Here is a 21,883-nt window from a genome sequence, read left to right on the forward strand (position 1 = left end):
GTTCGGGCCGGTGACATGGTTGCAAAAAGCGCTCCGGCTTTGCCGGAGCGCACGCCAGGCTCAGGCCGTCCACCCCGGATCCCGCCCCGCGGCTCCCAGCGCCCGCTCCAGCGGCGACGCACCGTCCCCCACCGCCACCTCAGGCCCGTACACCCCCATCGAACGCGCCTGGTCTCCCATCGCCACCGCCGACTCGTACACCGCCGTCGCCGCCTCCGGGGCGTACGCACATTCGACCCCGCTCGCCCGGGCCAGGTCCCAGCCGTGCAGCACGAACTCGCCCAGGACCATCGATCCCACCACCGATGCCGGCATCGCAGCCGAGCCCAACGATGTCGTCCCCGTCCACGCCGAGGGCTCCTCGAACACCGAGACCAGCGTCTCCGTCTGCTTCTCCAGGTCCGCCCGCCAGTCTTCCGTCACCAGCGCCGCCTCCGCCTCGCCGGTCAGCGGCGCCGGCGCGTCCAGGCGCCGGCCCGCCGCGATCAGCCAGGGGCCCCAGTACAGGAGGTGGTTGACGAGCCCGCGGACGTCGTAGCCCGCGCACGGGGTCGGGGCGCTCAGGTCGGGGACCGCGGTCGCGATCCGGAGGAACTCGGCCGCGGCCGGGCGCATCAGTGCAGCAGTCATGCCGGTGATCCAAACCCCTGGCGAGGAGCGCGTCTTGAACGAACGCGACAGCTACCGTGAATCCGTGACGCACCGGATCCCGCGCGGCATCGTGGCCGAGGCCACCGCGCGCACGATGTTCACGCTGACCCGGCACCCGCCCGCGCCGGAACTCGCCGAATTCGTCGAATACCACTGGATCCTGCGGTGGGACCTGCGCGGCAAACCACCCTACGAGCAGCGGGTGCTGCCGAACCTCTCGGTGCACGTCACGTTCTTCCCAGGCGCCTCCGGCGTCCACGGCCCGGCCCGCGACGTCTTTTCGCACCGCTTGACCGGCCACGTCCAGGGCTTGGGCGTGCGATTCCGGCCAGGCACCTTCCGCGCGTTCCTCGGGCGCCCGGTACGTGACATCGCCGACCGCGCCGTCCCACTCACCGACGTTTTCGGACCGGCGGCCGCGGCGGTCGCGGAATCGGTGCAGAACGCCGACGGAGATGCGCAAATGGCTCGTGCGGTCGACAACTTGCTGATCGCAAATCCCGTGCCGCTGTCTCCGGCCGCGCGCGCGGCCGCGGAGGCGGTGGAATCAATCGCGCGCGATCCGGGAATTACCCGGGTGGCGCAACTGTGCGCGGATACTGGACTAACCACCCGCTCCATCCAGCGCGTGTTCGCCGAACACGTCGGTGTCCCGCCCAAGTGGGCGATCCGGATATACCGCCTCAATGACGCAGCGCAGCGGCTCGTCACAGAAGGACAACCCGATTACGCCGGTCTGGCGGTTCGACTGGGCTATAGCGACCAGTCGCACTTCATCCGCGATTTTCGGACGGTGACCGGCCAGTCGCCTGCCGAGTACGCCCGAACCGCCCGCGGTGCCACCGAACGGGAACCGGACAGCGATCGGACATGAAGAAAGCCGCCGGGCGAATATTCGCCCGGCGGCTCTCCGAAACCCCGCGTCGACACCACTCCCGCGCCGGCGCACAACTGCTGGTCAGCGACCTGCAGCCGGCCGGCCCGACGGCGGCGTGAACAATCCTCAGTTCTTCTTGTGGTAAGCCTCGACGACCTCGGAGGGGATGCGGCCGCGGTCGGAAACCGCGTATCCGTTCTTGCGCGCCCACGACCGGATGGCCTGGTTCTGCTCGCGGTCGACCGCGGCCGGACGAGCCGAACCCTTACCCGCGACCGGACGGACCGAAGCGCGCTTGCGACCGCCCGCACGACGCGCGTGCTCGACATACTGAGCGAGCGCGTCCCGCAGCTCCTCGGCGTTTTCCGAGGAGAGATCGATCTGGTAGCTGACTCCGTCCAAACCGAACTCGACGGTCTCTTCGGCCTCACTACCGTCGAGGTCGTCGACCAGCGAGACGAGCACCTTCTGTGCCATCCGATTCCTCCTGCGGGGCTTACTCAATGATCTGGTACGGGGCAAGCCCCGGGACAGAAGTCTTTGTCTAAGACATTAGTACCCGCTTCTGCAGTGCAGCGCAAATCTCGTATCCATAACCGCCCGCTATCCTCACACGGCCGGGTTATTCGGGTCGCACCAGCGGGAAGAGGATCGTCTCCCGGATACCGAGACCGGTCAGCGCCATGAGGAGCCGGTCGATCCCCATTCCGACGCCACCGCTCGGCGGCATTCCGTACTCCAGGGCCCGCAGGAAATCCTCGTCGAGCCGCATGGCTTCGCTATCGCCCTGCGCGGCCAGCAGCGACTGTTCGGTGAGGCGTTCCCGTTCGACGACCGGATCGACCAGCTCGGAGTATCCGGTGGCGAGTTCGAATCCGCGCACGTAGAGGTCCCACTTCTCGGCCACGCCGGGCCGGGAGCGGTGCTGCCGCGTCAATGGCGACGTCTCCAGCGGAAAATCACGGACAAACGTCGGTGCGTGCAGATGATCTCCGACGAGGTGTTCCCACAGTTCCTCGACGAGCTTCCCGTGCCCGAGCTTCGGATCCACTTCCAGGCCCCTGGCCTGCGCGAATCCGTGCAGTTTGGCGGCCGGCGTCTCCGGCGTCACCTCTTCGCCGAGGGAATCGGACAACGACTCGTACATTCCGAGCGTGGTCCATTCGCCGGACAGGTCGTACTCCGAACCGTCCGGCAGCGTGACGACCTGCGTGTCCAGCACCGACTGCGCGGCCTCCTGGATCAGCTGCCGCGTCATCACCGCGTTCGTGTCGTAGGTGGCGTACGCCTCGTAGTACTCGAGCATCGCGAACTCCGGCGAGTGCGACGAGTCACTGCCCTCGTTCCGGAAGTTGCGGTTGATCTCGAAGACCTTCTCGATGCCGCCGACGACACAGCGCTTGAGGTACAGCTCCGGCGCGATCCGCAGGAACAGCTCCATGTCGAACGCGTTGGAGTGCGTGACGAAGGGGCGGGCCGTGGCGCCGCCGTGCAGCGTCTGCAGCATCGGCGTCTCGACCTCGGTGAACCCGCGGCGGTGGAACGACTCCCGCAGCGACCGGACCACGCCGGCGCGCGTGCGCACGACGTCCCGCGCCCGCGGGCGCATGATGAGGTCGACGTAGCGCTGGCGGACCCGCGTCTCCTCGGCCAGGTCCTTGAAGGCGTTCGGCAGCGGGCGCAGCGCCTTCGACGTGATGCGCCAGGCGTCGGCCATCACCGAAAGCTCGCCGCGCTTGGACGTGATGACCTCGCCCTGCACGAACACGTGGTCGCCGAGGTCGACGTCGGACTTCCAGGCCGCCAGCGCGTCCTCGCCGACCTTCGCCAGGCTGATCATCGCCTGCAGCTCGGTGCCGTCGCCTTCGCGGAGGCTCGCGAAGCACAGTTTGCCCGTGTTGCGCAGGAACATCACCCGGCCGGTGATGCCGACCTGCTCGCCCGTGGCGGTGTCGGCGGGCAGCCCGGAATGCGCGGCGCGCACCTCGGCGAGCGAGTGCGTCCGGGGTACCTCCACCGGGTAGGGATCGATACCCTCCGCGAGGATCCGGTCGCGCTTCTCCCGGCGCACCCGCATCTGCTCGGGCAGTTCGTCTTCGGCGGGCTCGCTGGTGGAAGCGGGGTTTTCGGTCATGGCCCATAGGGTACGAACCCGGCGGACCGCTACGCCAACCGGATTACCTTTACCTTTACTCGATTAGCCTGGACAGCGTGAGCGATCCCACCCGAGGTCAGCGCGCTTCTTCCTTCGGCAGCCGGGCCGCCGAGTACGCCCGGCACCGGCCCGGCTACCCGCGGGCCGCGATCGAGTGGGGTCTTTCCGGGGCGGCCGGCACCCCGCGCCGGGTGCTCGACCTCGGCGCCGGAACCGGCAAGCTCACCCTCGGCCTCACCGCGCTCGGGCTCGACGTCACCGCGGTCGAACCCGACCCGGAAATGCGCGCGGAACTCGAGCGGGCGGTGCCGTCGGTACCGGCCCTGGCGGGGGAGGCGGAACGGATCCCGCTGCCCGACGCCGCCGTCGACGCGGTTTTCGTCGGCCAGGCGTTCCACTGGTTCGACATGCCGGTCGCGCTGGCGGAGATCGGCCGCGTGTTGCGCCCGGGCGGCGTGTGCGTGCCGATGTGGAACTACGAGGACGAATCGGTGCCGTGGGTCGCCGAGTTCACCACCCTGGGCCGCGACGGCGCCCGCCGCCCGGCGAGCGTCGAAGATATGCGCGAAGTGACGCACCCGGCCTTCGAATCATTCGAAATCGATCGGTTTCACCATACGCAACGGCGCACCGCGGAGACCCTGCTGGAAACGATCGCGACGTATTCGAAGGTGATCGTTTCCGCCCCGGAGGAGTCGGCGGCCCTGCTCGGCCGGCTCCGGAAGTTCCTGGCCGCGAATCCGGCCACCGCGCAGGGCGAGTTCGACCTGCCGCTGGTCACCACGGTCCTGCGCGCGCGACGACGGTGACTTCCTTGACCTCGATCCAACCCGAGGTTGCACACTGCGCCGAGTGGAATGAAACCCACGTGTTCAACCCGGCCTGGCCACCGCACGCGAAGTTCCACAACGGCCAGACGATGAGCCTCGGGCTGACGCTCGGCGCCACCAGCCTGTGGCAGCTGTGGCGCCGGCTGGCCCGCGGCTGACGGCGGGGGTTCAGGGCCGGATGTTGCGCTCGTAGGCCAGCCGCAGGCCGAGCAGCGTCAGCTCCGGGACGTGGTCGGTGATCGTCTCCGACTCGTCCAGCACCAGCGGGGCCAAGCCGCCCGTGGCCAGCACGGCCACCTTCTCCGTCCCGCCCGGCGACAGCTCGCGGACGATCCGGCGCACCAGGCCGTCGACCTGGCCCGCGAAGCCGTAGAGGATCCCCGACTGCAGGCACTCCACCGTGTTCTTGCCGATCACCGACCGCGGCGGGACCAGTTCGACCTTCCGCAGCGCCGCCGCCCGCAACGCCAGCGCGTCCACCGAGATCTCGATCCCCGGGGCGAACGCACCGCCGAGGAACTCGCCGCGCGCGGAGATCGCGTCGACGTTGGTCGAGGTGCCGAAGTCGACCACCACGCACGCCGTGCTGTGGAGGTGGTGCGCGGCCAGCGTGTTCACCAGCCGGTCCGCGCCCACCTCCTTCGGGTTGTCCACCAGCAGCGCCACGCCCGTGCGCACGCCCGGCTCGACGACGATCTTCGGGATCCGGGCGTAGTACCGGCCGAGCATCACGCGCAGTTCGCGCAGCACCGCCGGCACCGTCGACAACGCGCTGATCCCGGTCACCGCGTCCGCGTGCGGGCCGAGCAGCCCGCGGACCGTCAACGCCAGCTCGTCGGCGGTGATGCGCGCGTCCGTGCGCATGCGCCAGTCACCCACGAGGTCGGTCCCGGACCACAGGCCCAGGACGATGTTCGTGTTGCCGACATCGACGGTGAGCAGCAAGCGGGTCAGCTTTCCGCGTGCAGCAACGCGTCGAGGCGGCGGGCGTCCGCCGTCTCGGCGACCGGGAAGATCGCGGTCTCCTCGTCCGCGGGCAGGGTCACCGTGCCGGACAGCAGCCCGGACCCTTCCGGCGCGTGGCCGGGGTCGGTGTGCCGGTGGACGACCCGGTTGTCCGCGTCGACGAACACCACGCGCGGCTGGTAGGTCGCCGCCTCGGCGTCGTCCATCTGGCCGTACGAGATGAGGATGACCAGGTCACCCGGGTGCACCAGGTGCGCCGCGGCCCCGTTGATGCCGAGCACCCCGCTGCCGCGTTCGCCCTTGATGACGTAGGTCTCCAGCCGCGCCCCGTTGGTGACGTCCACAATGGACACCTGTTCCCCCGGCAGCAGGTCCGCGGCCTCCATCAGGTCCTCGTCGACCGTCACCGAACCGACGTAGTGCAGGTCGGCCTGGGTCACGGTGACCCGGTGGATCTTCGACTTGAGCATCGTGCGGTACATCGTGGACTCCTATTCCCCTGCGTCCAGCCGCTCCGGGTGCTCGACGGCGGCGCCGAGCAGGACCGGAACGTTGTCGATCAGCCGGGTACTCCCCACCCGGGCCGCGATCAACAGTCGTGCTTCACCATCGACGGGCGCGGGCCCGAGGTCGGTTCCGCGCAACTCCAGGTAATCCACCTCGACCGCGGGCCGCGCGGCGAGGGTCTTCCACGCGGTCTCGAGGACCGCCTCCGCCCCGTCCCGGCCGACGAACGCCCCCGCGGTGAGGGCGGCCGACAGGACGATGGCGTCTTCGCGCTGCTCAGGCGTCAGGTAGACGTTGCGCGACGACAAAGCGAGCCCGTCGCGCTCCCGGACGGTCGGCACGCCGATGACGCGCGTGTCGATGTTCAGGTCGCGCACCATCCGCTTGATCAGCACCAGCTGCTGGTAGTCCTTCTCGCCGAAGAAGGCGTAGTCCGGGCGCAGCAGGTTGAACAGCTTCGCCACGACGGTGAGCACACCCGCGAAGTGCCCGGGCCGGACCGCACCTTCGAGTTCTTCGCCGAGCGGTCCGGGGTGGACGGTCACCACGGCGCCCTCGGCGTAGAGGGCGTCCGCGCTGGGCGTGAACGCGATTTCGATGCCGTCCTCGCGCAGGATGTCGAGGTCCGCCTCCAGCGGCCGCGGGTACGCCTCGAAGTCTTCGCCCGCGCCGAACTGCAGCGGGTTCACGAAGATCGAGGTGGCCACGACGGTGTTCGGCAGCCGCTTCGCGCGGCGGATCAGCTCGCGGTGCCCGGCGTGCAGCGCGCCCATGGTCGGCACGAGCGCCAGCTTGCGGCCGACGCCGTGCAACGCCCGGCTGACCTGGCTCACGTGCTCGGGCGACGCGAACGTGTTCAACGTGCCGCGGCTGAATTTCGGTGTGGTCACTGGTCTTGGTGCCCTTCGGCGGGATCGTCGAGGAGTTCGGTGAGGTCTTCGGCGGCCGCGGTGTCCAGCAGCCCGGCCGCCGTCGAACGCGCCACCGTGCGCTTGGCCAGCGCCCGGTAGGCCGGCGCCACGTCCGGCGCCCGGTCCGCCAGCACCGCGAGGTGCTTGCGGACGGTGCCGAGGTCGCCACGCGCGACCGGGCCGGTGAGGGCGCGGTCGCCGTGTCGCAGCACATTATCCAATGCCGCCGAGAGCAGGGGCGCGACCAGGCGTTCGGAATGCCCGATTCCGGCCTGGCGCAACAGGTCCGCGCAGTCGGCGACCAGCGTCATCAGGTGGTTTGCGCCGTGCGCCAACGCAGCGTGGTAGAGCGCTCGCGCGGAGTCGGGGATCCGCACCGGCTCGGCACCCATCTCGACGGTCAGCGCCTCGCCGACGTGCCACGCCGCTTCGTCGTCCTCGGCCGCCGTGACACCGATGCTGCAGGCCGCCAGCCGTTCGAGGTCCTCCTCGCGGCCAGTGAACGTCATCACCGGGTGCAGGGCGAGCGGCAGGGCGCCGGCCTCGGCCGCGGGGGCCAGGACGTCGATGCCGTGCGCGCCGGAGGTGTGCACGACGATCTGGCCGGGCCGCAGCGACTCGGTGGCGACGAGCCCGCGGACCATCCCGGCGAGCGCGTCGTCGGGCAGGGCGAGCAGCACCAGGTCCGCCCGGCGGACGGTTTCGTCGGGCGGTAGGAGGGGCACGCCCGGGAGGAGGCGTTCGGCACGGGCCAGCGACGAAGCGGACAGGCCCGACGCGGCGACCACCCGGTGCCCCGCCCGCGCCAGCGCGGCGCCGAGCACGCTGCCCACCCGGCCGGCGGAAACGACACCGACCGCGAGGCGGGCGGGCCTCATCATGGCGTGCGCCTGTGGACGCTCATGGTTGGCAGACTCCCTCTGCTCTCGTTCCAGTCCCGCTCCGGGTACCGGACGACGGCGCGAGACTAACTCGGGCGAGCGGGCGCCGTTGAGCCCGGGTGACCAGCTTCACCCGGACCGGGTCACCCGCGGGCGGCCTCGTCGGCGAGGCGCGTCGCCTCCGCGCGGGCGGCCTTCAGGGTGTGCAGCAGCTCCTGCTGGCGCTGCCGGTCGGAGTCGCTGGTGAGCTGGTGCCGGTCGAGGAACGCGAGCTCCGTCACGCTGGCCTGGTAGACGGCGACCGCCTTCGCGGCCTGCTTGCCGGACTGCCGTTTCGCCTGGCGGCGCCAGGCCCGCCGGCCGGGCAGGCTGGCGAGCAGTTCGACCTCCGACGGCGCGATCCACCGCGCGGCGGCCATGTGCGGCAGCGCGGCGGCGATGATCCGCTGTTCCCGTTTCCGCTGGAGGACGACCAGGTAGACCACGCCGAGGAAGAGCGGCAGCATGATCAGGAAGTAGACGGTGAGGAACTTCGACCCGCCGAGCAGCGCGGCGCTGTTCCACAGGGCGTGCAGGCAGACGGCGGCGAGGTACCCGGCGACCGGCGCGACGAACTTGAGCGCCTTGGTCGTCGTCCGCGCGGCGATGCCGATCCCGATGCCGGTGAGCACGGCGAACAGCGGGTGCGTGAAGGGCGCGAGCACGCCCCGCAGGAAGAAGGCGGTGATGACGCCCTGGCTGTGCCCGTCACCGAAGCCGTAGTCGGCGAAGGCACGCCCGAAGTAGTAGATGTTCTCGGTGAAGGCGAACCCGGCGGCGCTGAACCCGGCGTAGACGACCCCGTCCACGACGCCGTCGAACTCGCTGGACCGCCGCCACAGGATGAGCACGACGAAGAGGGCCTTCGCGGCCTCCTCGAAGATCGGGGCGGAGACGAGCGCGGCGAGCGTGTTGCCGTTGCCGGTGCCGAGCAGCTCTTCCCCGACGGCCTCGGCGGTGGTGTTGATGAGCAGCGCGGTGACGGTCGCGATGCAGGCACCCCAGGCGAAGGCGAGCAGCAGGAACTTGGCGGGCTCGGGCTCCCACCGGTCGACCCAGAGGAACCCGGCGACCACGCCGGCCACGGGCACGAGCGCGGCGAGGACGCCGATGGTGACGGCGAGCGGGCCCACCCGCGCGGTGGCGAGCCCGAACAGGAACAGGCCGCACAGGGCCACCACGATGAGGCCGAGCACCGGCAGCAGCACGGTGACCCGGCGAGGCCGCCGTCCGCGATCAAGTCCCGTCGCGGGCGAGAGGGTTCCGCTCACAGCGGGTCACCCTACGCAAGTGGCCGCGGGGACCGGAATGCCGCCTCAGCTCCCGCTGCGGTTTCTCGCGCGAGCGCACGCCTGACCGGCCCGCTCCGGGACGAGCTGCCCGTGCGGCGGCCCCGCGCTGTCGCGAATGACTCATTGGGGACCTCCGACGTCCCGAATGAGTCATTCGCGGCACTTGGGGCGCCTCAGTCCTCCGCGCGCCGGCGGCGGCGGGGCGTCGCGCCCGTGCCGCCGTTGGCCGCGAGCAGCTCGCTCACCGAGCGGCCCGCCGCGTGCGAGCCGCTGCCCGGGGCGGGCTCGGGCGCCGCCCGGCGGCCGTTGCGGGCTCCGTTGTGGCCGTTGCCGTTCTGCGGCTGCTCGACGTCCGCCGGGTCCACCGGGGCCATTCCGCGGCGGGACATCGAGGCCCGCTCCGCGACCATGCCCTCCCAAGCCGGGGGTTCACCGTCCGGACGGCGGCGGCGGCCTCCGCCCGGGGGCTCCGGCGCCGCGGCGGGCACCGCCGGCATCTGCTGCGAGTCCTCCGGCTTGCGGCGGCGGCCGCCCGAGCGGCCCTGGAAGTTGCGGACCGACTCCGGCAGCGTCGGGTTCGCCATCGGCGACTCCGCCTTGGCCGCCTCCGCGGCCGGCGCGCGGTGCGAACCGCCGTGCCGCGACGGCGGCTCCTCCAGGATCGGCGACATGTCGGCCCGCGAGAACTGCTCCAGCCGCGACGGACGGCGGCTGTCGGCGGCCGGGACCGGCGTGGTCGGCGGCACCACCGGCGGCAGATCGGTGCGCGACGGCTGCCGCGGCGCCGGCTTGTTGCTCGGCACCGGCGTCGTCGGCGGGACGACCGGCGGGAGGTCCGTGCGCGATGCGGCGGCGTCCCGCGGCATCGGCGGCTTCGGTTCGGGCGGCTTCGGCCGGTTCGGGCGCTGGCGCTCGGCGAAGTCGTCGCGGTTCTGGAAGGCCGCGCTCAGGTCCTTGACCGGCCGGATGTCCGACCGCGACATCTCCGACGGCTTCGGCGGCGGCACGCTGGCCGCCGGACGCCCCGGCGCCGGCCGCGGCGGCTCGGGCGCCTTCCGCGGATCCGGGCGGGCGCCGTTCGGCTGGCCGCCGACGCGCGGGAGGTCCGGACGGGACATCTCGACCCGCGGGATATCGGGACGCGACATCTCCACGCGCGGGATGTCCGGACGCGACATCTCCACCCGCGGGATATCGGGACGCGACATCTCCGCCCGCGGGATGTCCGCGCGCGACATGTCGACACGGGGGATGTCCGGGCGGGACATCTCCACTCGAGGGATATCGGGACGCGACATCTCCACGCGCGGGATGTCGGGCCGCGACATCTCGACCCGCGGAATGTCCGCACGCGACGCTTCGGCCCGCGGGGCGTTCGGCCGCGGCGCCTCGGGCCGCGGCATCGGGGCCTCGACCCGCGGGAGGTCCGGACGCGACATCTCGACCCGCGGGATGTCCGGACGCGACACCTCGACGGGCCGGATGTCCGACCGCGACAGCTCGGCCCGACGCGCGGGCGGCGGCTCGGGACGGCGGATTTCCGTCTTCGGCTCCGGCGGCTGCGGGCGGCGGATCTCGGTCTTCGGCTCCGGCGCCTGCGGACGCCGGATTTCGGTCTTCGGGTCAGCGGGGGGCCGCGGGACGTCCCGGCGCGTCGGCTCGGCAGCGGCCTCCGGACGGCGCTCGGGCTGCTTCGCGACTTCGTCCTGCTTCGGCAGCCGCATCGGCTGGGACTCGGCCTGCCGGCGCGCCGCCTCGGCCCGCAGCTCGGCGGCCTTCAGCTCGCGCTGCGCGGCGTTCAGCGCCGGGTCGACCGGCGGCACCGGCGGACGGCGCTCGCTCAGCGGCTTCGGCCGGGCCATCTGCTGGGTGCTCTGCACGGAGACGTTCGCCGGCGCCTTCGGGACCGGCTTGCCGCCGAAGCCCTTGCCCTTGCCGAGGCCCTTGCCGTTCGCGGGCTTGCCGTTCGAGGCCTTGCGACGGCGTTCGTCGAGGACGCGGTCGATCAGCTCGGTCGGCCGCTCGCCGCCCTCGACCACCGGCTTCTTCCCGGCCATCAGCTGGGCGGGCTTCTTCTTCGGCGCGGCGTCGGGGATCAGGCGGTTCTCGTCGGAGAGCTTGCGCATCCGGGTCGCTTGCGCGGTCAGCGCGACGCGTTCGAGCAGCACCTCGCCGCCGAACAGCGACTGGAGGCTGTCACGCAGCGCGGACACCTCCGCGCGCAGCGCCTCCAGCTCCTCGCGGCCCTTGGAGTCGGCGGCGCTGCGGTTCTCCGCCTCCATCTCCAGCTCGTACTCGCGCCGGGCCGCGATCTCGCGTTCCAGCTCCAGTTCGTACACAGCCTGCGCCTCGGCGACCGCGTCCTCGCTCTGTGCCGCGCTCTTGCGGTACTTCACGGCGAGGAAAGCGCCGATCAGGGCGGCCCAGAGGGCCGCGACGATCCCGAGCCGGAGATAGCGGAGATCGTCGCTGAGCACCAGTGCGAGGGTGGCTCCGATGGCGAGGACAAAGCCGACAACGAGCCACGGCCTGCCCAAGAGGCGGCCGCGCGAGTCGTCACCCACGCCGGTCATGACTGACACCGTACCTGCTCGTAATCCGAACGAGACCTACTCGGTCCAGCGAGCGGTGGGATTCCAGCGCTAACCGGTCGTCCCGCGGGTGCGCTCACGATCGTGGTCCTGCGGGGTCCGGCAGCAGTGTTCGAGCCACAAAGCCGCTGCTACCAGGGCCGCCGAGGACACCGCGCCGACCGCCGCGGCACGCGTGTCGAGGACCGCGGCGACGAGTTCGTCACGTCGGGGAAAAAGATAGGCGAGCGCCGCCAGCCAGGCGCCCGCCATGAACGCGCCGGCGAGTGACGAAGCCTTGGCGAGGGCCACCGATCGGGCTACCCCGATCGCGCCGACGATCCGGCCGTTCTTGATGCGCGACCGGATCGAGAAGGCCAGCACGACCTCGATCACGGCGAGCACGGCGAAGGTGACGCCGGCGAGGAGCGGCAGCTGCGGCAGCGAGCCGTAGGCCGTCTGGAAGAGCAGGTAGCCGAGGCCCAGGCCGAGCAGCCCGGCGACCACCAGGTCGCGGGGCCGGGTGAAGTGCATGCCTCAACCGTACCGTGGAAGAGTTGACTCTCCACCGACTGGAGAGTTCATCATGCGTTTTGTGGGCACCACCGCAACCTTCACCATCGGCGAGCTGTCCCGGCGGACCGGCCTGCCGGTCAAGACGATCCGCTTCTACTCGGACGAAGGGCTCCTGCCGCCAACCGAGCGGACGGACGCCGGCTACCGCCTCTACGACGCGGCCGCGATGGCGCGCCTGGAGCTGGTCCGCACGCTGCGGGAGCTGGGTCTCGGCCTCGCCGACGTCTCCGCCGCGCTGTCGCAGTCGACGACGGTCGGCGAGCTCGCGGTCCGGCACGTGGAGGCGCTCGACGAGCAGATCCGGCGGCTGCGGCTGCGCCGGGCGGTGCTGCGCGCGGTGGCCAAGCGCAATTCCGAACTGGAGGAAGTGAACCTGATGAACCGTCTCGCGTCGATGTCCGACGAGGAGCGCAAGCGGCTGGTCGACGAGTTCTGGGACGAAATGGTCGCCGGACTCGACATCGACCAGGAGTTCTACCGCCGGATGCGGTCGGGCAAGCCGGAGCTGCCCGACGACCCGACACCGGAGCAGCTCGAGGCCTGGATCGAGTTCGCCGAGCTGGTCCAGGACCCGGAGTTCCGGGCGTTGATCCGCCACATGAGCGAAACCCAGGCCAAGCAGATCGAGGACGGCGAGTTCCACCAGCCGGCTTCGGCCTGGCAGGAGAACTGGCCGGTCTGGGTCTCCCGAGCGGAGGCAGCGGTGACGGCGGGCGAATCGCCGACGTCGCAGACGGGGCAAACGCTTGCGGCGGACTTGGCGGCAGCCTCGGCCCGGCCGGACCAGGACCCGGCATCGCCGGAGTTCCGCGCGGAACTGGCCGACCGGTTCGCGATGAGCGGAGACCCCCGGGCGGAGCGCTACTGGCAATTGCTGGCCACGATCAACGGCTGGCCCCCGGTCCCCACGGCCCAGCCGGCGGTCCGTTTCATGATCGACGCCCTGCGCGGCTGAGCGCACGGGAACAACAGCTCGGCGACGGACCGGCGGCGATCGGTAACGGTCACCACCGGTTCACCGATGAGTAACCTTTCCGACCATCGAAAGCCCGGCCGGGCTCGGCCGTGCCGGGCACGGCACGGCCCGGTACGGGCTTCGGGCTCGGGCTCGGCCTTACCCCGGGCGCCCACGCCCCGAACGGCACGGGCTTCGGCTCGGCCTGCCCCGGCGCCTGCGCCGGCGCCCCGAACGGCACGCGGCCACCCAAACCGGCACCCAGCCCAGACCTCCCCCACCACCCCGATCCGAAGCCCGAACACGGCCGGTGGCGCCGGGTCAAGGCACGCTTTCCCGCCTTGACGCGGCACCACCGGCCGTAGTCACAATCACGGCTTCGGGGTGGTGGGCACCGAACAAAGCGACCTCGCACCCACCCAAGCCAGCTACACCTCCGGGCAAAGCCCCCGGTTTCAACGCTACCCGCGAGCACCGACAATCCCAGGCAACCGAACCAAGGTTGTCCACAGCCCCACGAAGTTGTCCACAGGGGAAGTCAGCGCAGTGCGAGGTCCGTGCGGCGCACCGTGGCCACGTCATCCGCCGGCCGAGCGGCGAGCAACGCTGCGATCGGGCCGTGGCCCGGCAGCACCGCGTCCGGCTCGATCTCCACCCACGGCACCAGCACGCTCGCGCGGTCCGGGGTTCCCGGGTGGGGCAGGAGCAGCTCGGGGTCCGCGGACGTCACGCCGTCCACTGTGACCACGTCGACGTCGAGGGTCCGGGGGCCCCAGCGCAGCTCGCGGACCCGGCCCGCCGCCTGCTCGGCCTGCTGGCCCGTCCGGAGCCAGGCCCAGTGGTCGCGGGCCGGGTCGTCGACCACGCAGACCACGTTGAGGAAGTCCGGCTGGTCCTCCACTCCCCAGGCCTTCGTCTCGTACACGCTCGACACCGCGACCAGCGCCGGCCGGACGGCGTCGAGCGCCAGGTTCAGGAAGCCCAGCCGGTCGCCCAGGTTGGAACCGAGGGACAGGACCGCGCGGCTCACCGGTCGCGCCGGACCGTGACGGCCACGTCGTCGAACGTCAGCGGGATCGGCGCCGACGGCTTGTGGACCGTCACCTCGACCGCGCCCAGGCGCTCGTCGCGCATCACTTCGTCGGCGATCTTGCCCGCGACGCTCTCGATCAGGTCGTACGGCTCGCCCGCGACGATCCCCGCCGCCAGTTCGGCCAGCTCGCCGTAGTGGAGGGTCTTCGTCAGGTCGTCCGACGCCGCGGCCGGCCCGAGGTCCAGCCACACCGTGATGTCGACGACGAACTCCTGGCCGTCCCGCTTCTCGTGCTCGAACACGCCGTGGCGCCCGAACACGCGCAAACCGGTCAGCGTGATCCGGTCAGCCATCCGTCCTCCAAGCGGCGGCCACCGCGACCGCGTCCAGCGAAGCCCCGACCTCGTGCACCCGCACGCCCCACGCGCCGGCCGCCGCGGCGAGCGCGGAGATCGCCGCGGTGGCGTCCTCCCGGCCATCCGGCGGACGCGGTGTTCCGTCCTTTTCGGACAGCAGGCGGCCGAGGAACCTCTTGCGCGAGGCGCCCACGAGCACCGGGAAACCCAGCGACAGCAACGAGTCCAAACCACGCAGCAACGCCCAGTCGTGCTCGGCGTTCTTCGCGAAACCCAGCCCGGGGTCCAGCACGATCGCGCTCTCGGCGACGCCGGCCGCGAGCGCCGCGTCCACTCTGGACAGCAACTCGGCGCGCACGTCGGCCACGACGTCCTCGTACTCGGCGAGCGCCTGCATGTCCTTGCTGTGCCCGCGCCAGTGCATCAGCACCCATGGCACCCCGGCGTCGGCCGCGACGCGCGCCATGTCCGGATCGGCCAGCCCGCCCGAGACGTCGTTGACGACGTGCGCGCCGGCTTCGAGCGCCGCGGCGGCCACGGCGGCCCGCGTGGTGTCGACCGACAGCGCCACCCCTTCGGCGGCGAGCGTCTTGATCACCGGCAGGACGCGCTGCAGCTCGGTGGCGGCGTCCACCCGGGACGCTCCCGGCCGCGTCGACTCGCCGCCGACGTCGATCAGGTCGGCCCCGCGCGCCCACATCTCGCGGGCGTGCTCCAGCGCCTGGTCGAGCCCGAGGTAGCGGCCACCGTCCGAAAAGGAATCGGGCGTCACGTTCAGCACGCCCATCACCACGCACCGGCCGGGCGCGGGAAGCCCCACGCTCACCGGCGCGCCTTGATGAGATCGAGCGCCTCCGCCCGCGACGACGGTGACGTCTTCAGCTGCCCGCGCACGGCGGAGGTGGTGGTGCGGGCACCGGGCTTCCGGATGCCGCGCATGGCCATGCAGAGGTGCTCGGCCTCGATGACGACGATCACGCCGCGGGGCTCGAGCTTGCGGACGAGGGCGTCGGCGACCTGGGACGTCAGGCGCTCCTGGACCTGGGGGCGCTTGGCGTAAAGGTCGACGAGCCGGGCCAGCTTGGACAGCCCGGTGACCTTCCCGGCGGCGTTCGGGATGTACCCGACGTGCGCGACGCCGTGGAAGGGCACCAGGTGGTGTTCGCACTGGCTGAACATCGGGATGTCCGTGACCAGCACCAGCTCTTCGTGGGACTCGTCGAACGTCTTGTCCAGGACCGAGTCCGGCTCGGTGTAGAGGCCCGCGAACATCTCGCGGTACGCGCGGGCGACCCGGGCGGGGGTGTCCTTCAGACCGTCCCGCTCCGGGTCTTCACCGCAGGCCAGCAAGAGCTCCCGGATCGCCTTCTCCGCCCGGTCGTGGTCGAAGACCGGGCGGTCGGCGTCACTGGGGCTTTTCGGGTCCATCCACGTCACGACGCTCCCCCTCGCTCTGCTGGTTGCCGGCTTGGTCGGCGAACCAGCCGTGCTCACGAGGGCGTTCTTCACCACCGGGCCGCCACGATTGGCCCGGCTGGCCGCCCGGCGAGGTCGCCGGGGTCCAGCCCGGAGGGGCACCGTAGTTGGGCGGGCCGCTCTGGCCGGACGGCTGGCCGCCGCCGTAGGCCTGCGGCCAGTGCGCCGTGCCGTTGGGGCCACCGTTCGGGCCGCCGTAGGGACGGCCGCCGTTCGGGTAGGCGCCCGGCTGCGGCGGGGCGTACGGGTTGGCGTTCGGGTCGACCGGCGACGGCGACGGGTACGGCGGACCGCCCGGCAGCTCGCCCGCGCCCGGGGCAGTGCCGACCGGGGTCGGCTCCGGCTTCAGGACCGGCTTCTCCTTCTCCGGCGGCGGCCACGGCTCGCCGCGCTCCATCGCCAGCTCGCCCGGGGTCTTGATCGGCGGCTTGTCCGACGGCGTCCGCTCACCGAACTCGTTGAACACGGTGATGTGCGGGCGCTTCTCGACCGTCGCGAAGATCCGCTCCAGATCCTTGCGGGTCAGCGTCTCCTTCTCGAGGAGCTCGATGACCAGCTCGTCGAGCACGTCGCGGTAGGTGTTGAGCACGTGCCACGCCTCGGTGTGCGCCGTCTCGATGAGCTTGCGCACCTCCTCGTCGATCTCGTGCGCCACCTCGAGCGAGTAGTCCGCCTGGCGGCCCGCCGAACGGCCGAGGAACGGGTCGCCCTGCTCCTGGCCGTACTTGACCGCGCCGAGCCGGGCGCTCATGCCGTACTCGGTGACCATCGCGCGGGCGATCTTGGTCGCCTGCTCGATGTCCGACGACGCGCCGGTGGTGGGCTCGTGGAAGACGAGCTCTTCGGCCGTGCGGCCACCCATCGCGAAGACCAGCCGCCCGATCATCTCGGAGCGGGTCATCAGGTCCTTGTCGTCCTCGGGGACGAGCAGTGCGTGCCCGCCCGTGCGGCCGCGCGGCAGGATGGTCAGCTTGTAGACCGGCTCGATGTCCGGCATCGCCCACGCGGCGAGCGCGTGCCCGCCCTCGTGGTAGGCCGTGATCTTCTTCTCCTTCTCGGAGATGATCCGGCTCTTGCGCGCGGGGCCGCCGACGACGCGGTCGACCGACTCCTCGAGCGCCGCGTCGGTGATCACGTGCCCGTTCTGGCGGGCGGTGAGCAGCGCGGCCTCGTTGAGGACGTTCGCCAGGTCGGCGCCGGACATGCCGACGGTGCGCTTGGCCAGGCTGGTCAGGTCGGTGCCCTGGGCGATCGGCTTGCCCTTGGCGTGCACCTCGAGGATCGCCTTGCGGCCGCGCAGGTCGGGCGCGGACACCGGGATCTGCCGGTCGAACCGGCCCGGGCGCAGCAGCGCCGGGTCGAGGATGTCCGGCCGGTTGGTGGCCGCGATCAGGATGATGCCGCCGCGGGCGTCGAAGCCGTCCATCTCGACGAGCAGCTGGTTCAGGGTCTGCTCGCGCTCGTCGTGCCCGCCGCCGAGGCCGGCGCCGCGCTGGCGGCCGACCGCGTCGATCTCGTCGACGAAGATGATGCAAGGCGCGTTCTGCTTGGCCTGTTCGAACAGATCACGGACACGCGAAGCACCGACACCGACGAACATCTCGACGAAGTCCGAGCCGGAGATCGTGTAGAACGGCACGCCCGCCTCGCCGGCCACGGCCCGCGCGAGCAGCGTCTTGCCGGTACCCGGCGGCCCGTAGAGCAGGACGCCCTTCGGGATCTTCGCGCCGAGCGCCTGGTAGCGCGCCGGGTTCTGCAGGAAGTCCTTGATCTCGTACAGCTCTTCGACGGCCTCGTCGGCACCCGCGACGTCCCCGAAGGTCGTCTTGGGCATGTCCTTGTTCAGCTGCTTGGCCTTGGACTTGCCGAAGTTGAGGACGCGGTTGCCGCCGCCCTGGGCGTTGTTCATCATCCACATCAGCAGGCCCAGCACGAGGGCGAGCGGGATGGCGAAGATGAGGATCTGCGTCAGCACGCCCTGCTGGGTCACCTTGGTGGTGAACTTGATCGGCTGGCCGCCCGCCTTCGCCGCGATCAACGAGTCGTAGATCGGGCGGGTGGCGTCCGCCGGGTACTGCGAAATGATCTGGGTGACCTGCTGGCCGTCGACGTCGATGGGCTTGGCCAGCAGCAGCTTGAGCTGCTGTTCCTTGTCCTCGAGGCTGGCTTCCTTGACGTTGTTCGAGGTGATCTGGGAGTTCGCCACCGAGATGGGTGCCTGGGTGTACCCACGATCACTGTCGAAGATCGTGTTGTACGCGAACAACGCCAGCAACCCCGCGACGATCCACAGCAGTGGGTTCCTGAGCACGCTCTTCCGGTTCATACGACTCGGCCCTGGTGGCCTCGACCCTCCCTGGTTGGGCGGCTCCTGTGATACCCGCCATCACGATCTTGACAACCACTGGTGCCTGGACACCTGCTCATCAGGGTACCGTCCGCTGCCGCGTTCATCCCCTGTGAGCCTCTCGCAGGTCAACGGGCGATACCGCGCCGAGGTTCCCGACGGCACCCACACCCGTTCACGCTAGCGCGTGCCGTCGGACACACTGCTCACCATCTCGCCCAGCCGGGTGCGCAGGGTGGCCGGGTCCGCGGGCGCCACGGTGACCCACTCGCGACCGTCCGTACCTGCGCGGGAGAGGCTCAGGTACCGGCCGGTCGCGGTGTCGAACCAGGCCAGCACGCGGGACCGTTGCTTGGCTCCGACCTGCGAACGGCTGTTCGCTGCCAGCTGACCGCCGCGCTGCCGGGGCTGCCCGGCGATACGGCCGTAGGCCTCGCGCGGATCCGCCGTGACGCGTTCGCTCAGCGGGGTCCGGCGCGCTTTGCCGCGTTCCTCACCCGACGACGGCAGCGACGCCGGCACCCGGATCGGGGCCGTGCGCAGGGCGTCGTCCAGCGGGAGTGTGACCGACGCCTCGCTGCCGCGCGGCCCGGCGGGCAGGATCCCGACGACGGCGGAGACCAGGCCGTCCGGCGGGACGTCCCGCAGCCAGATCCCGTCCGCGTCCTGGACCGCGAGCACGCCCTTGGTCTCGTCGGCCGCCGCGAGGACGCCGACCGTCGGGGCTTCGAACTGCGGGATGTGCAGCGCGTCGATGGTCAGCGGGGCGAAGGCCAGCAGGTGCAGGGCGTCCTCGATCGGCGGGGCGAGCCGGCCGCGTGGTTCGCGGATGCCGCGCGCCTTCAGCTCGACGTCGATGCGGTGACGCAGCGACACGCGCTCATCCTCGGTCGCGCCGTGCGACCGGATGATCAGCGGGTACGGCAGCTCGCCGACCTGCGCCGACTCCCACAGGAAGTCGAACGCCAGCGGCGAGAAGAACTCTTGCATCATCACTCTCCCGGATCGGACTCTTGCTCAGCGTAGCCCGCACCCCCGACAAAACCGGATCGTTCCGGTGCCGGCCTGGGCACATCCGGAGACCGGCTGTCCCAAAGCGGACCAGGTGGGCGCGCCGGCGCCGGTGCCGGCGGCCCCGACCGAGGTCGCGAATGACTCATTCGCGACCTCCGACGTCCCGAATGAGTCATTCGCGACGTTCCACCGGGCCGGCAAGCCGACGGCGACCCGGTCAGGCCGAGCTCGTCGTCGCGGCTCCGGCGAGCATCTCACCGAGGCGGTGGCGCAGGGTGGCGGCGTCGGCGGGGGCGATGGTGATCCAGTCCCGGCCGTCGCGGCCGCGGGTCGCCTGGGTGAAGTAGCGGCCGGTCTCGGTGTCGAACCAGCTCAGCACCGGCGTCCGGGTGCGTGCGCCCAGCCGGGTGCGGGCGTTGGCGCCGATCTGGCCGCCGCGCAGCCGTGGCTGGGCGTGCAGCCGGGCCAGGGCCTTGCGGTCCTCGTCGGCCGACGCGCGCTCGTCGCCGTGGCCGCGGCGCTGCAGGAAGTCGCCGCCGGTCAGCTGCTCCATCGGCACCGTGAGCGACTTCTCGCTGCCACGTGGGGCTCCCGGTAGCAGCGACACGATCGCGCTGGCGAGCCCGTCGGCCGGGCACGGCTGCAGGTGCAGGCCGCGGGTGTCCTGCACGGCCAGCAGGCCCTGGCCGCCCAGCACGCCGGCGACCGCGAGAAGCGGTTCGGCGTCCGGGGCGATCAGCTGGACGGCGTCCAGGCTCAGTTCGGGTGCCGCCAGGACGCCGAAGTAGTCCTCGACGTGCGGCTCGGGCCGGCCGCGGCCGTCGGCGAGACCGCGCGCGGCGAGCCCCTCCAGCGTGCGGCGGCGCAGCAGCGACCGCTCGTCGGCGGTCGCGCCGTGCGAACGGATGCGCAGCGGGTACGGCAGCTCGCCCAGCCCGGCCGACTCCCACAGGAAGTCCACCTCGACCGGGGTGAGCAGCTCGGCGTTCGGCATCGGGCCACCCCCCAGGAGAAACCGGGCCGGGCACACCGTCGGCGTGCCCGGCCCGAAAGGATCAGCGGTCTTCGTCGTCCCCGGACCAGCCGATGACCGGCGGCGGGGTCGCCTGGTTCGCGCCGAAGGCCTCGTCCGGGTCCGCCTCGATGAGGAAGGACGCGTGGGTGTGCTCCTCGTCCTGCTCGCCCTGGGCACCCTGCGGGGCCATGCCGCCCATGCCGGGGTTCATCGGCGGCGGCGTCTGCCCGCCGATGGTGCCCGCGGACGAGACGAGACCCTGCTGCGGCGCCTGGGCCGACGCGGCGCTCTGGCCCTGGCCGTCGGCCGCCGCCAGGCTCGTGTCGTCCTTGGACTTCGCACCGGACTTGCTGCCCGCGCCCAGCGCCCGCGACGCGAGCGCGCCGAGGCCGCCGGCCACCCCGCCGATGCCGAGGCCCAGGCCGACCTTGCCGAGCGGGTTGCTGCCACCCGGCTGCCCGCTGCCCGCGGGGACGTGGCCCGCGCCGGTGCCGGTGCCCGCGCCGCTGACCGAACCGCCCGCACCGTCGCTGCCGAGGGTGGCCGCGTCCGCGCCGAAGCCCGCACCCGCGACGCCGCCGTGGACGCCGTTCGGGCCGACGACACCGGCGTGCTGCGCACCGAACGCGGCGCCGTGGCCGCCGAAGCCCGCGCCGCCGGAGGCGAAGATCGCGTCGCCCGCGCCGGGCAGGCTGCCCACCGAGCCCGTGCTGCCGACACTGTTCACCGAGTTGAACGACAGGGAGTTGTGCGACGCCGTCGGCTTCATGCCGAGCGACTCCGGGCCGAAGCTGGGGGTCGAGTTGTCGACCTCCTTCATCGCCTGGGTGTAGGCGTTGAAGAACGCGACCTGCTGCGCCTTGACGTCGTTGGCCGCGTCCGCCTGCGCCTTCTGGTCGGCGATCAGCGCCGCCGGACCGCCGGCCAGCGCGGCCGCCATGGCCTGCTTCGGGTCGTAGTCCTTCGGGGCGGGCATCTTCTTGACCTCGGCGGCCGCCGCGGCCTGCTTGGCGAGCCGGTCGGACATCGTGTGCGCGGCGTCGGAAGCCTGCGAACCGGAGTTCGCGATGGCCACCAGCGCGCCCTGCGCCCCCGCGGCGCCCCGGCCGACCCACGCGTTGCCCAGCTCGGAGATCGCGTTGTAGAGGTGGTCGGACGCCTGCTTCAGCTCGGAGCCGTGGTGCGCCCAGACGTGCCCGGTCGCCTCGGCCGTGCCGGGGTCGTTGTTGTTGACCGCGCCGGCGTAGAGCTGCTGGCTTTCCTGCGCGTTCCAGTTCGGCGGGTTGGCGATCGCGCGGTCGCTGCCCATGTCGAAGCCGCCGGCGCTGCCGCGGGCGTTGTCGACGATGTTCTGCGACGCCGAGTTGTCGCCGAGCGGGACCAGCGAGCCCGGGTCGGTCGCCGCCGGCTGGTCGCTGTGGTTCGGAGCCAT

Annotated in this window: 23 protein-coding genes; 5 read left to right on the plus strand and 18 right to left on the minus strand. The window is 71.7% G+C overall.

Going from position 1 to position 21,883, the window contains the following annotated elements:
• Window positions 1-60: 60 nt before the first annotated feature.
• On the minus strand, window positions 61-630 hold the full coding sequence (locus H5965_RS09290) for a TIGR03086 family metal-binding protein (protein ID WP_310969041.1): 570 nt from the start codon (window positions 628-630) through the stop codon (window positions 61-63).
• A gap of 34 nt (window positions 631-664) precedes the next feature.
• Between H5965_RS09290 and H5965_RS09295 the strand changes: the two genes are divergently transcribed.
• Both H5965_RS09295 and H5965_RS09300 read left to right on the plus strand, forming a co-directional pair.
• Window positions 665-1,525, plus strand: coding sequence for a helix-turn-helix domain-containing protein (locus tag H5965_RS09295; RefSeq protein ID WP_310969043.1), 861 nt, complete (start codon window positions 665-667; stop codon window positions 1,523-1,525).
• Window positions 1,522-1,647: a hypothetical protein gene (locus H5965_RS09300; protein ID WP_310969044.1), complete on the plus strand. Its 126-nt coding sequence runs from the start codon at window positions 1,522-1,524 to the stop codon at window positions 1,645-1,647. Before H5965_RS09295 ends, H5965_RS09300 begins: the two co-directional genes overlap by 4 nt.
• Window positions 1,648-1,654: 7 nt before the next feature.
• Here the strand turns inward: H5965_RS09300 and H5965_RS09305 are convergent, their stop codons facing one another.
• Window positions 1,655-2,005, minus strand: a complete 351-nt coding sequence (locus tag H5965_RS09305) for an Lsr2 family protein (protein WP_020641935.1) — start codon at window positions 2,003-2,005, stop codon at window positions 1,655-1,657.
• Window positions 2,006-2,150: 145 nt separating this feature from the next.
• Window positions 2,151-3,662, minus strand: a complete 1,512-nt coding sequence (gene lysS / locus H5965_RS09310) for a lysine--tRNA ligase (protein WP_310969046.1) — start codon at window positions 3,660-3,662, stop codon at window positions 2,151-2,153.
• 77 nt (window positions 3,663-3,739) lie between these two features.
• Here lysS and H5965_RS09315 point away from each other — a divergent pair, with 77 nt between their 5' ends.
• Both H5965_RS09315 and H5965_RS09320 read left to right on the plus strand, forming a co-directional pair.
• Window positions 3,740-4,492 carry a class I SAM-dependent methyltransferase gene (locus tag H5965_RS09315; protein WP_310969049.1) on the plus strand — a complete coding sequence of 251 codons (753 nt, stop codon included), beginning with the start codon at window positions 3,740-3,742 and terminating at the stop codon, window positions 4,490-4,492.
• Window positions 4,493-4,497: 5 nt separating this feature from the next.
• On the plus strand, window positions 4,498-4,671 hold the full coding sequence (locus tag H5965_RS09320; RefSeq protein WP_310969053.1) for a DUF6640 family protein: 174 nt from the start codon (window positions 4,498-4,500) through the stop codon (window positions 4,669-4,671).
• 10 nt (window positions 4,672-4,681) lie between these two features.
• On the opposite strand, the gene H5965_RS09325 is transcribed toward H5965_RS09320, so the two are convergent.
• From H5965_RS09325 to H5965_RS09355, 7 genes are all read right to left on the minus strand, one after another.
• Entirely contained in the window at window positions 4,682-5,458 is a 777-nt protein-coding gene (locus H5965_RS09325; protein WP_310969055.1) for a type III pantothenate kinase, read from the minus strand.
• A gap of 5 nt (window positions 5,459-5,463) precedes the next feature.
• Window positions 5,464-5,961: an aspartate 1-decarboxylase gene (gene panD / locus H5965_RS09330; RefSeq protein ID WP_310969058.1), complete on the minus strand. Its 498-nt coding sequence runs from the start codon at window positions 5,959-5,961 to the stop codon at window positions 5,464-5,466.
• Between the two features lie 9 nt (window positions 5,962-5,970).
• The gene (gene panC, locus H5965_RS09335) at window positions 5,971-6,876 is read right to left on the minus strand and encodes a pantoate--beta-alanine ligase (protein ID WP_310969060.1); all 906 of its coding nucleotides are present in this window, start codon (window positions 6,874-6,876) and stop codon (window positions 5,971-5,973) included.
• The gene (locus tag H5965_RS09340) at window positions 6,873-7,832 is read right to left on the minus strand and encodes a Rossmann-like and DUF2520 domain-containing protein (RefSeq protein WP_396136888.1); all 960 of its coding nucleotides are present in this window, start codon (window positions 7,830-7,832) and stop codon (window positions 6,873-6,875) included. The genes panC and H5965_RS09340 overlap by 4 nt, the downstream gene beginning before the upstream one ends.
• Before the next feature lie 89 nt (window positions 7,833-7,921).
• Window positions 7,922-9,025 carry a PrsW family intramembrane metalloprotease gene (locus tag H5965_RS09345; protein ID WP_310969670.1) on the minus strand — a complete coding sequence of 368 codons (1,104 nt, stop codon included), beginning with the start codon at window positions 9,023-9,025 and terminating at the stop codon, window positions 7,922-7,924.
• A 257-nt stretch (window positions 9,026-9,282) separates the two neighbouring features.
• On the minus strand, window positions 9,283-11,682 hold the full coding sequence (locus H5965_RS09350; protein WP_310969063.1) for a DUF6779 domain-containing protein: 2,400 nt from the start codon (window positions 11,680-11,682) through the stop codon (window positions 9,283-9,285).
• Window positions 11,683-11,751: 69 nt separating this feature from the next.
• The gene (locus H5965_RS09355; RefSeq protein ID WP_310969064.1) at window positions 11,752-12,213 is read right to left on the minus strand and encodes a DUF3180 domain-containing protein; all 462 of its coding nucleotides are present in this window, start codon (window positions 12,211-12,213) and stop codon (window positions 11,752-11,754) included.
• Window positions 12,214-12,274: 61 nt separating this feature from the next.
• Here H5965_RS09355 and H5965_RS09360 point away from each other — a divergent pair, with 61 nt between their 5' ends.
• On the plus strand, window positions 12,275-13,210 hold the full coding sequence (locus H5965_RS09360) for a MerR family transcriptional regulator (RefSeq protein ID WP_310969065.1): 936 nt from the start codon (window positions 12,275-12,277) through the stop codon (window positions 13,208-13,210).
• 538 nt (window positions 13,211-13,748) lie between these two features.
• Here H5965_RS09360 and folK read toward each other — a convergent pair.
• The 8 genes from folK to H5965_RS09400 form a co-directional block, all read right to left on the minus strand.
• Entirely contained in the window at window positions 13,749-14,240 is a 492-nt protein-coding gene (folK, locus tag H5965_RS09365; RefSeq protein ID WP_310969066.1) for a 2-amino-4-hydroxy-6-hydroxymethyldihydropteridine diphosphokinase, read from the minus strand.
• Window positions 14,237-14,596 (minus strand): dihydroneopterin aldolase, encoded by a 360-nt coding sequence (gene folB / locus H5965_RS09370; protein ID WP_043782376.1) that lies wholly within the window; start codon window positions 14,594-14,596, stop codon window positions 14,237-14,239. The genes folK and folB overlap by 4 nt, the downstream gene beginning before the upstream one ends.
• The gene (gene folP / locus H5965_RS09375; protein ID WP_310969671.1) at window positions 14,589-15,386 is read right to left on the minus strand and encodes a dihydropteroate synthase; all 798 of its coding nucleotides are present in this window, start codon (window positions 15,384-15,386) and stop codon (window positions 14,589-14,591) included. The genes folB and folP overlap by 8 nt, the downstream gene beginning before the upstream one ends.
• 35 nt (window positions 15,387-15,421) lie before the next feature.
• A complete protein-coding gene (gene folE, locus H5965_RS09380) occupies window positions 15,422-16,027 on the minus strand; it encodes a GTP cyclohydrolase I FolE (protein WP_310969069.1) in 606 nt (201 codons plus the stop codon).
• Entirely contained in the window at window positions 16,005-18,401 is a 2,397-nt protein-coding gene (gene ftsH / locus H5965_RS09385; RefSeq protein WP_310969071.1) for an ATP-dependent zinc metalloprotease FtsH, read from the minus strand. The genes folE and ftsH overlap by 23 nt, the downstream gene beginning before the upstream one ends.
• Before the next feature lie 201 nt (window positions 18,402-18,602).
• Window positions 18,603-19,415 (minus strand): ESX secretion-associated protein EspG, encoded by an 813-nt coding sequence (locus H5965_RS09390; RefSeq protein ID WP_310969072.1) that lies wholly within the window; start codon window positions 19,413-19,415, stop codon window positions 18,603-18,605.
• A 238-nt stretch (window positions 19,416-19,653) separates the two neighbouring features.
• Complete coding sequence (locus H5965_RS09395; protein WP_310969074.1) at window positions 19,654-20,430, minus strand: ESX secretion-associated protein EspG; 777 nt, start codon at window positions 20,428-20,430, stop codon at window positions 19,654-19,656.
• A 61-nt stretch (window positions 20,431-20,491) separates the two neighbouring features.
• On the minus strand, window positions 20,492-21,883 hold the full coding sequence (locus H5965_RS09400) for a hypothetical protein (RefSeq protein WP_310969076.1): 1,392 nt from the start codon (window positions 21,881-21,883) through the stop codon (window positions 20,492-20,494).

The sequence above is a fragment of the Amycolatopsis sp. 505 genome, assembly GCF_031625235.1.
Classification (GTDB): Bacteria; Actinomycetota; Actinomycetes; order Mycobacteriales; family Pseudonocardiaceae; genus Amycolatopsis.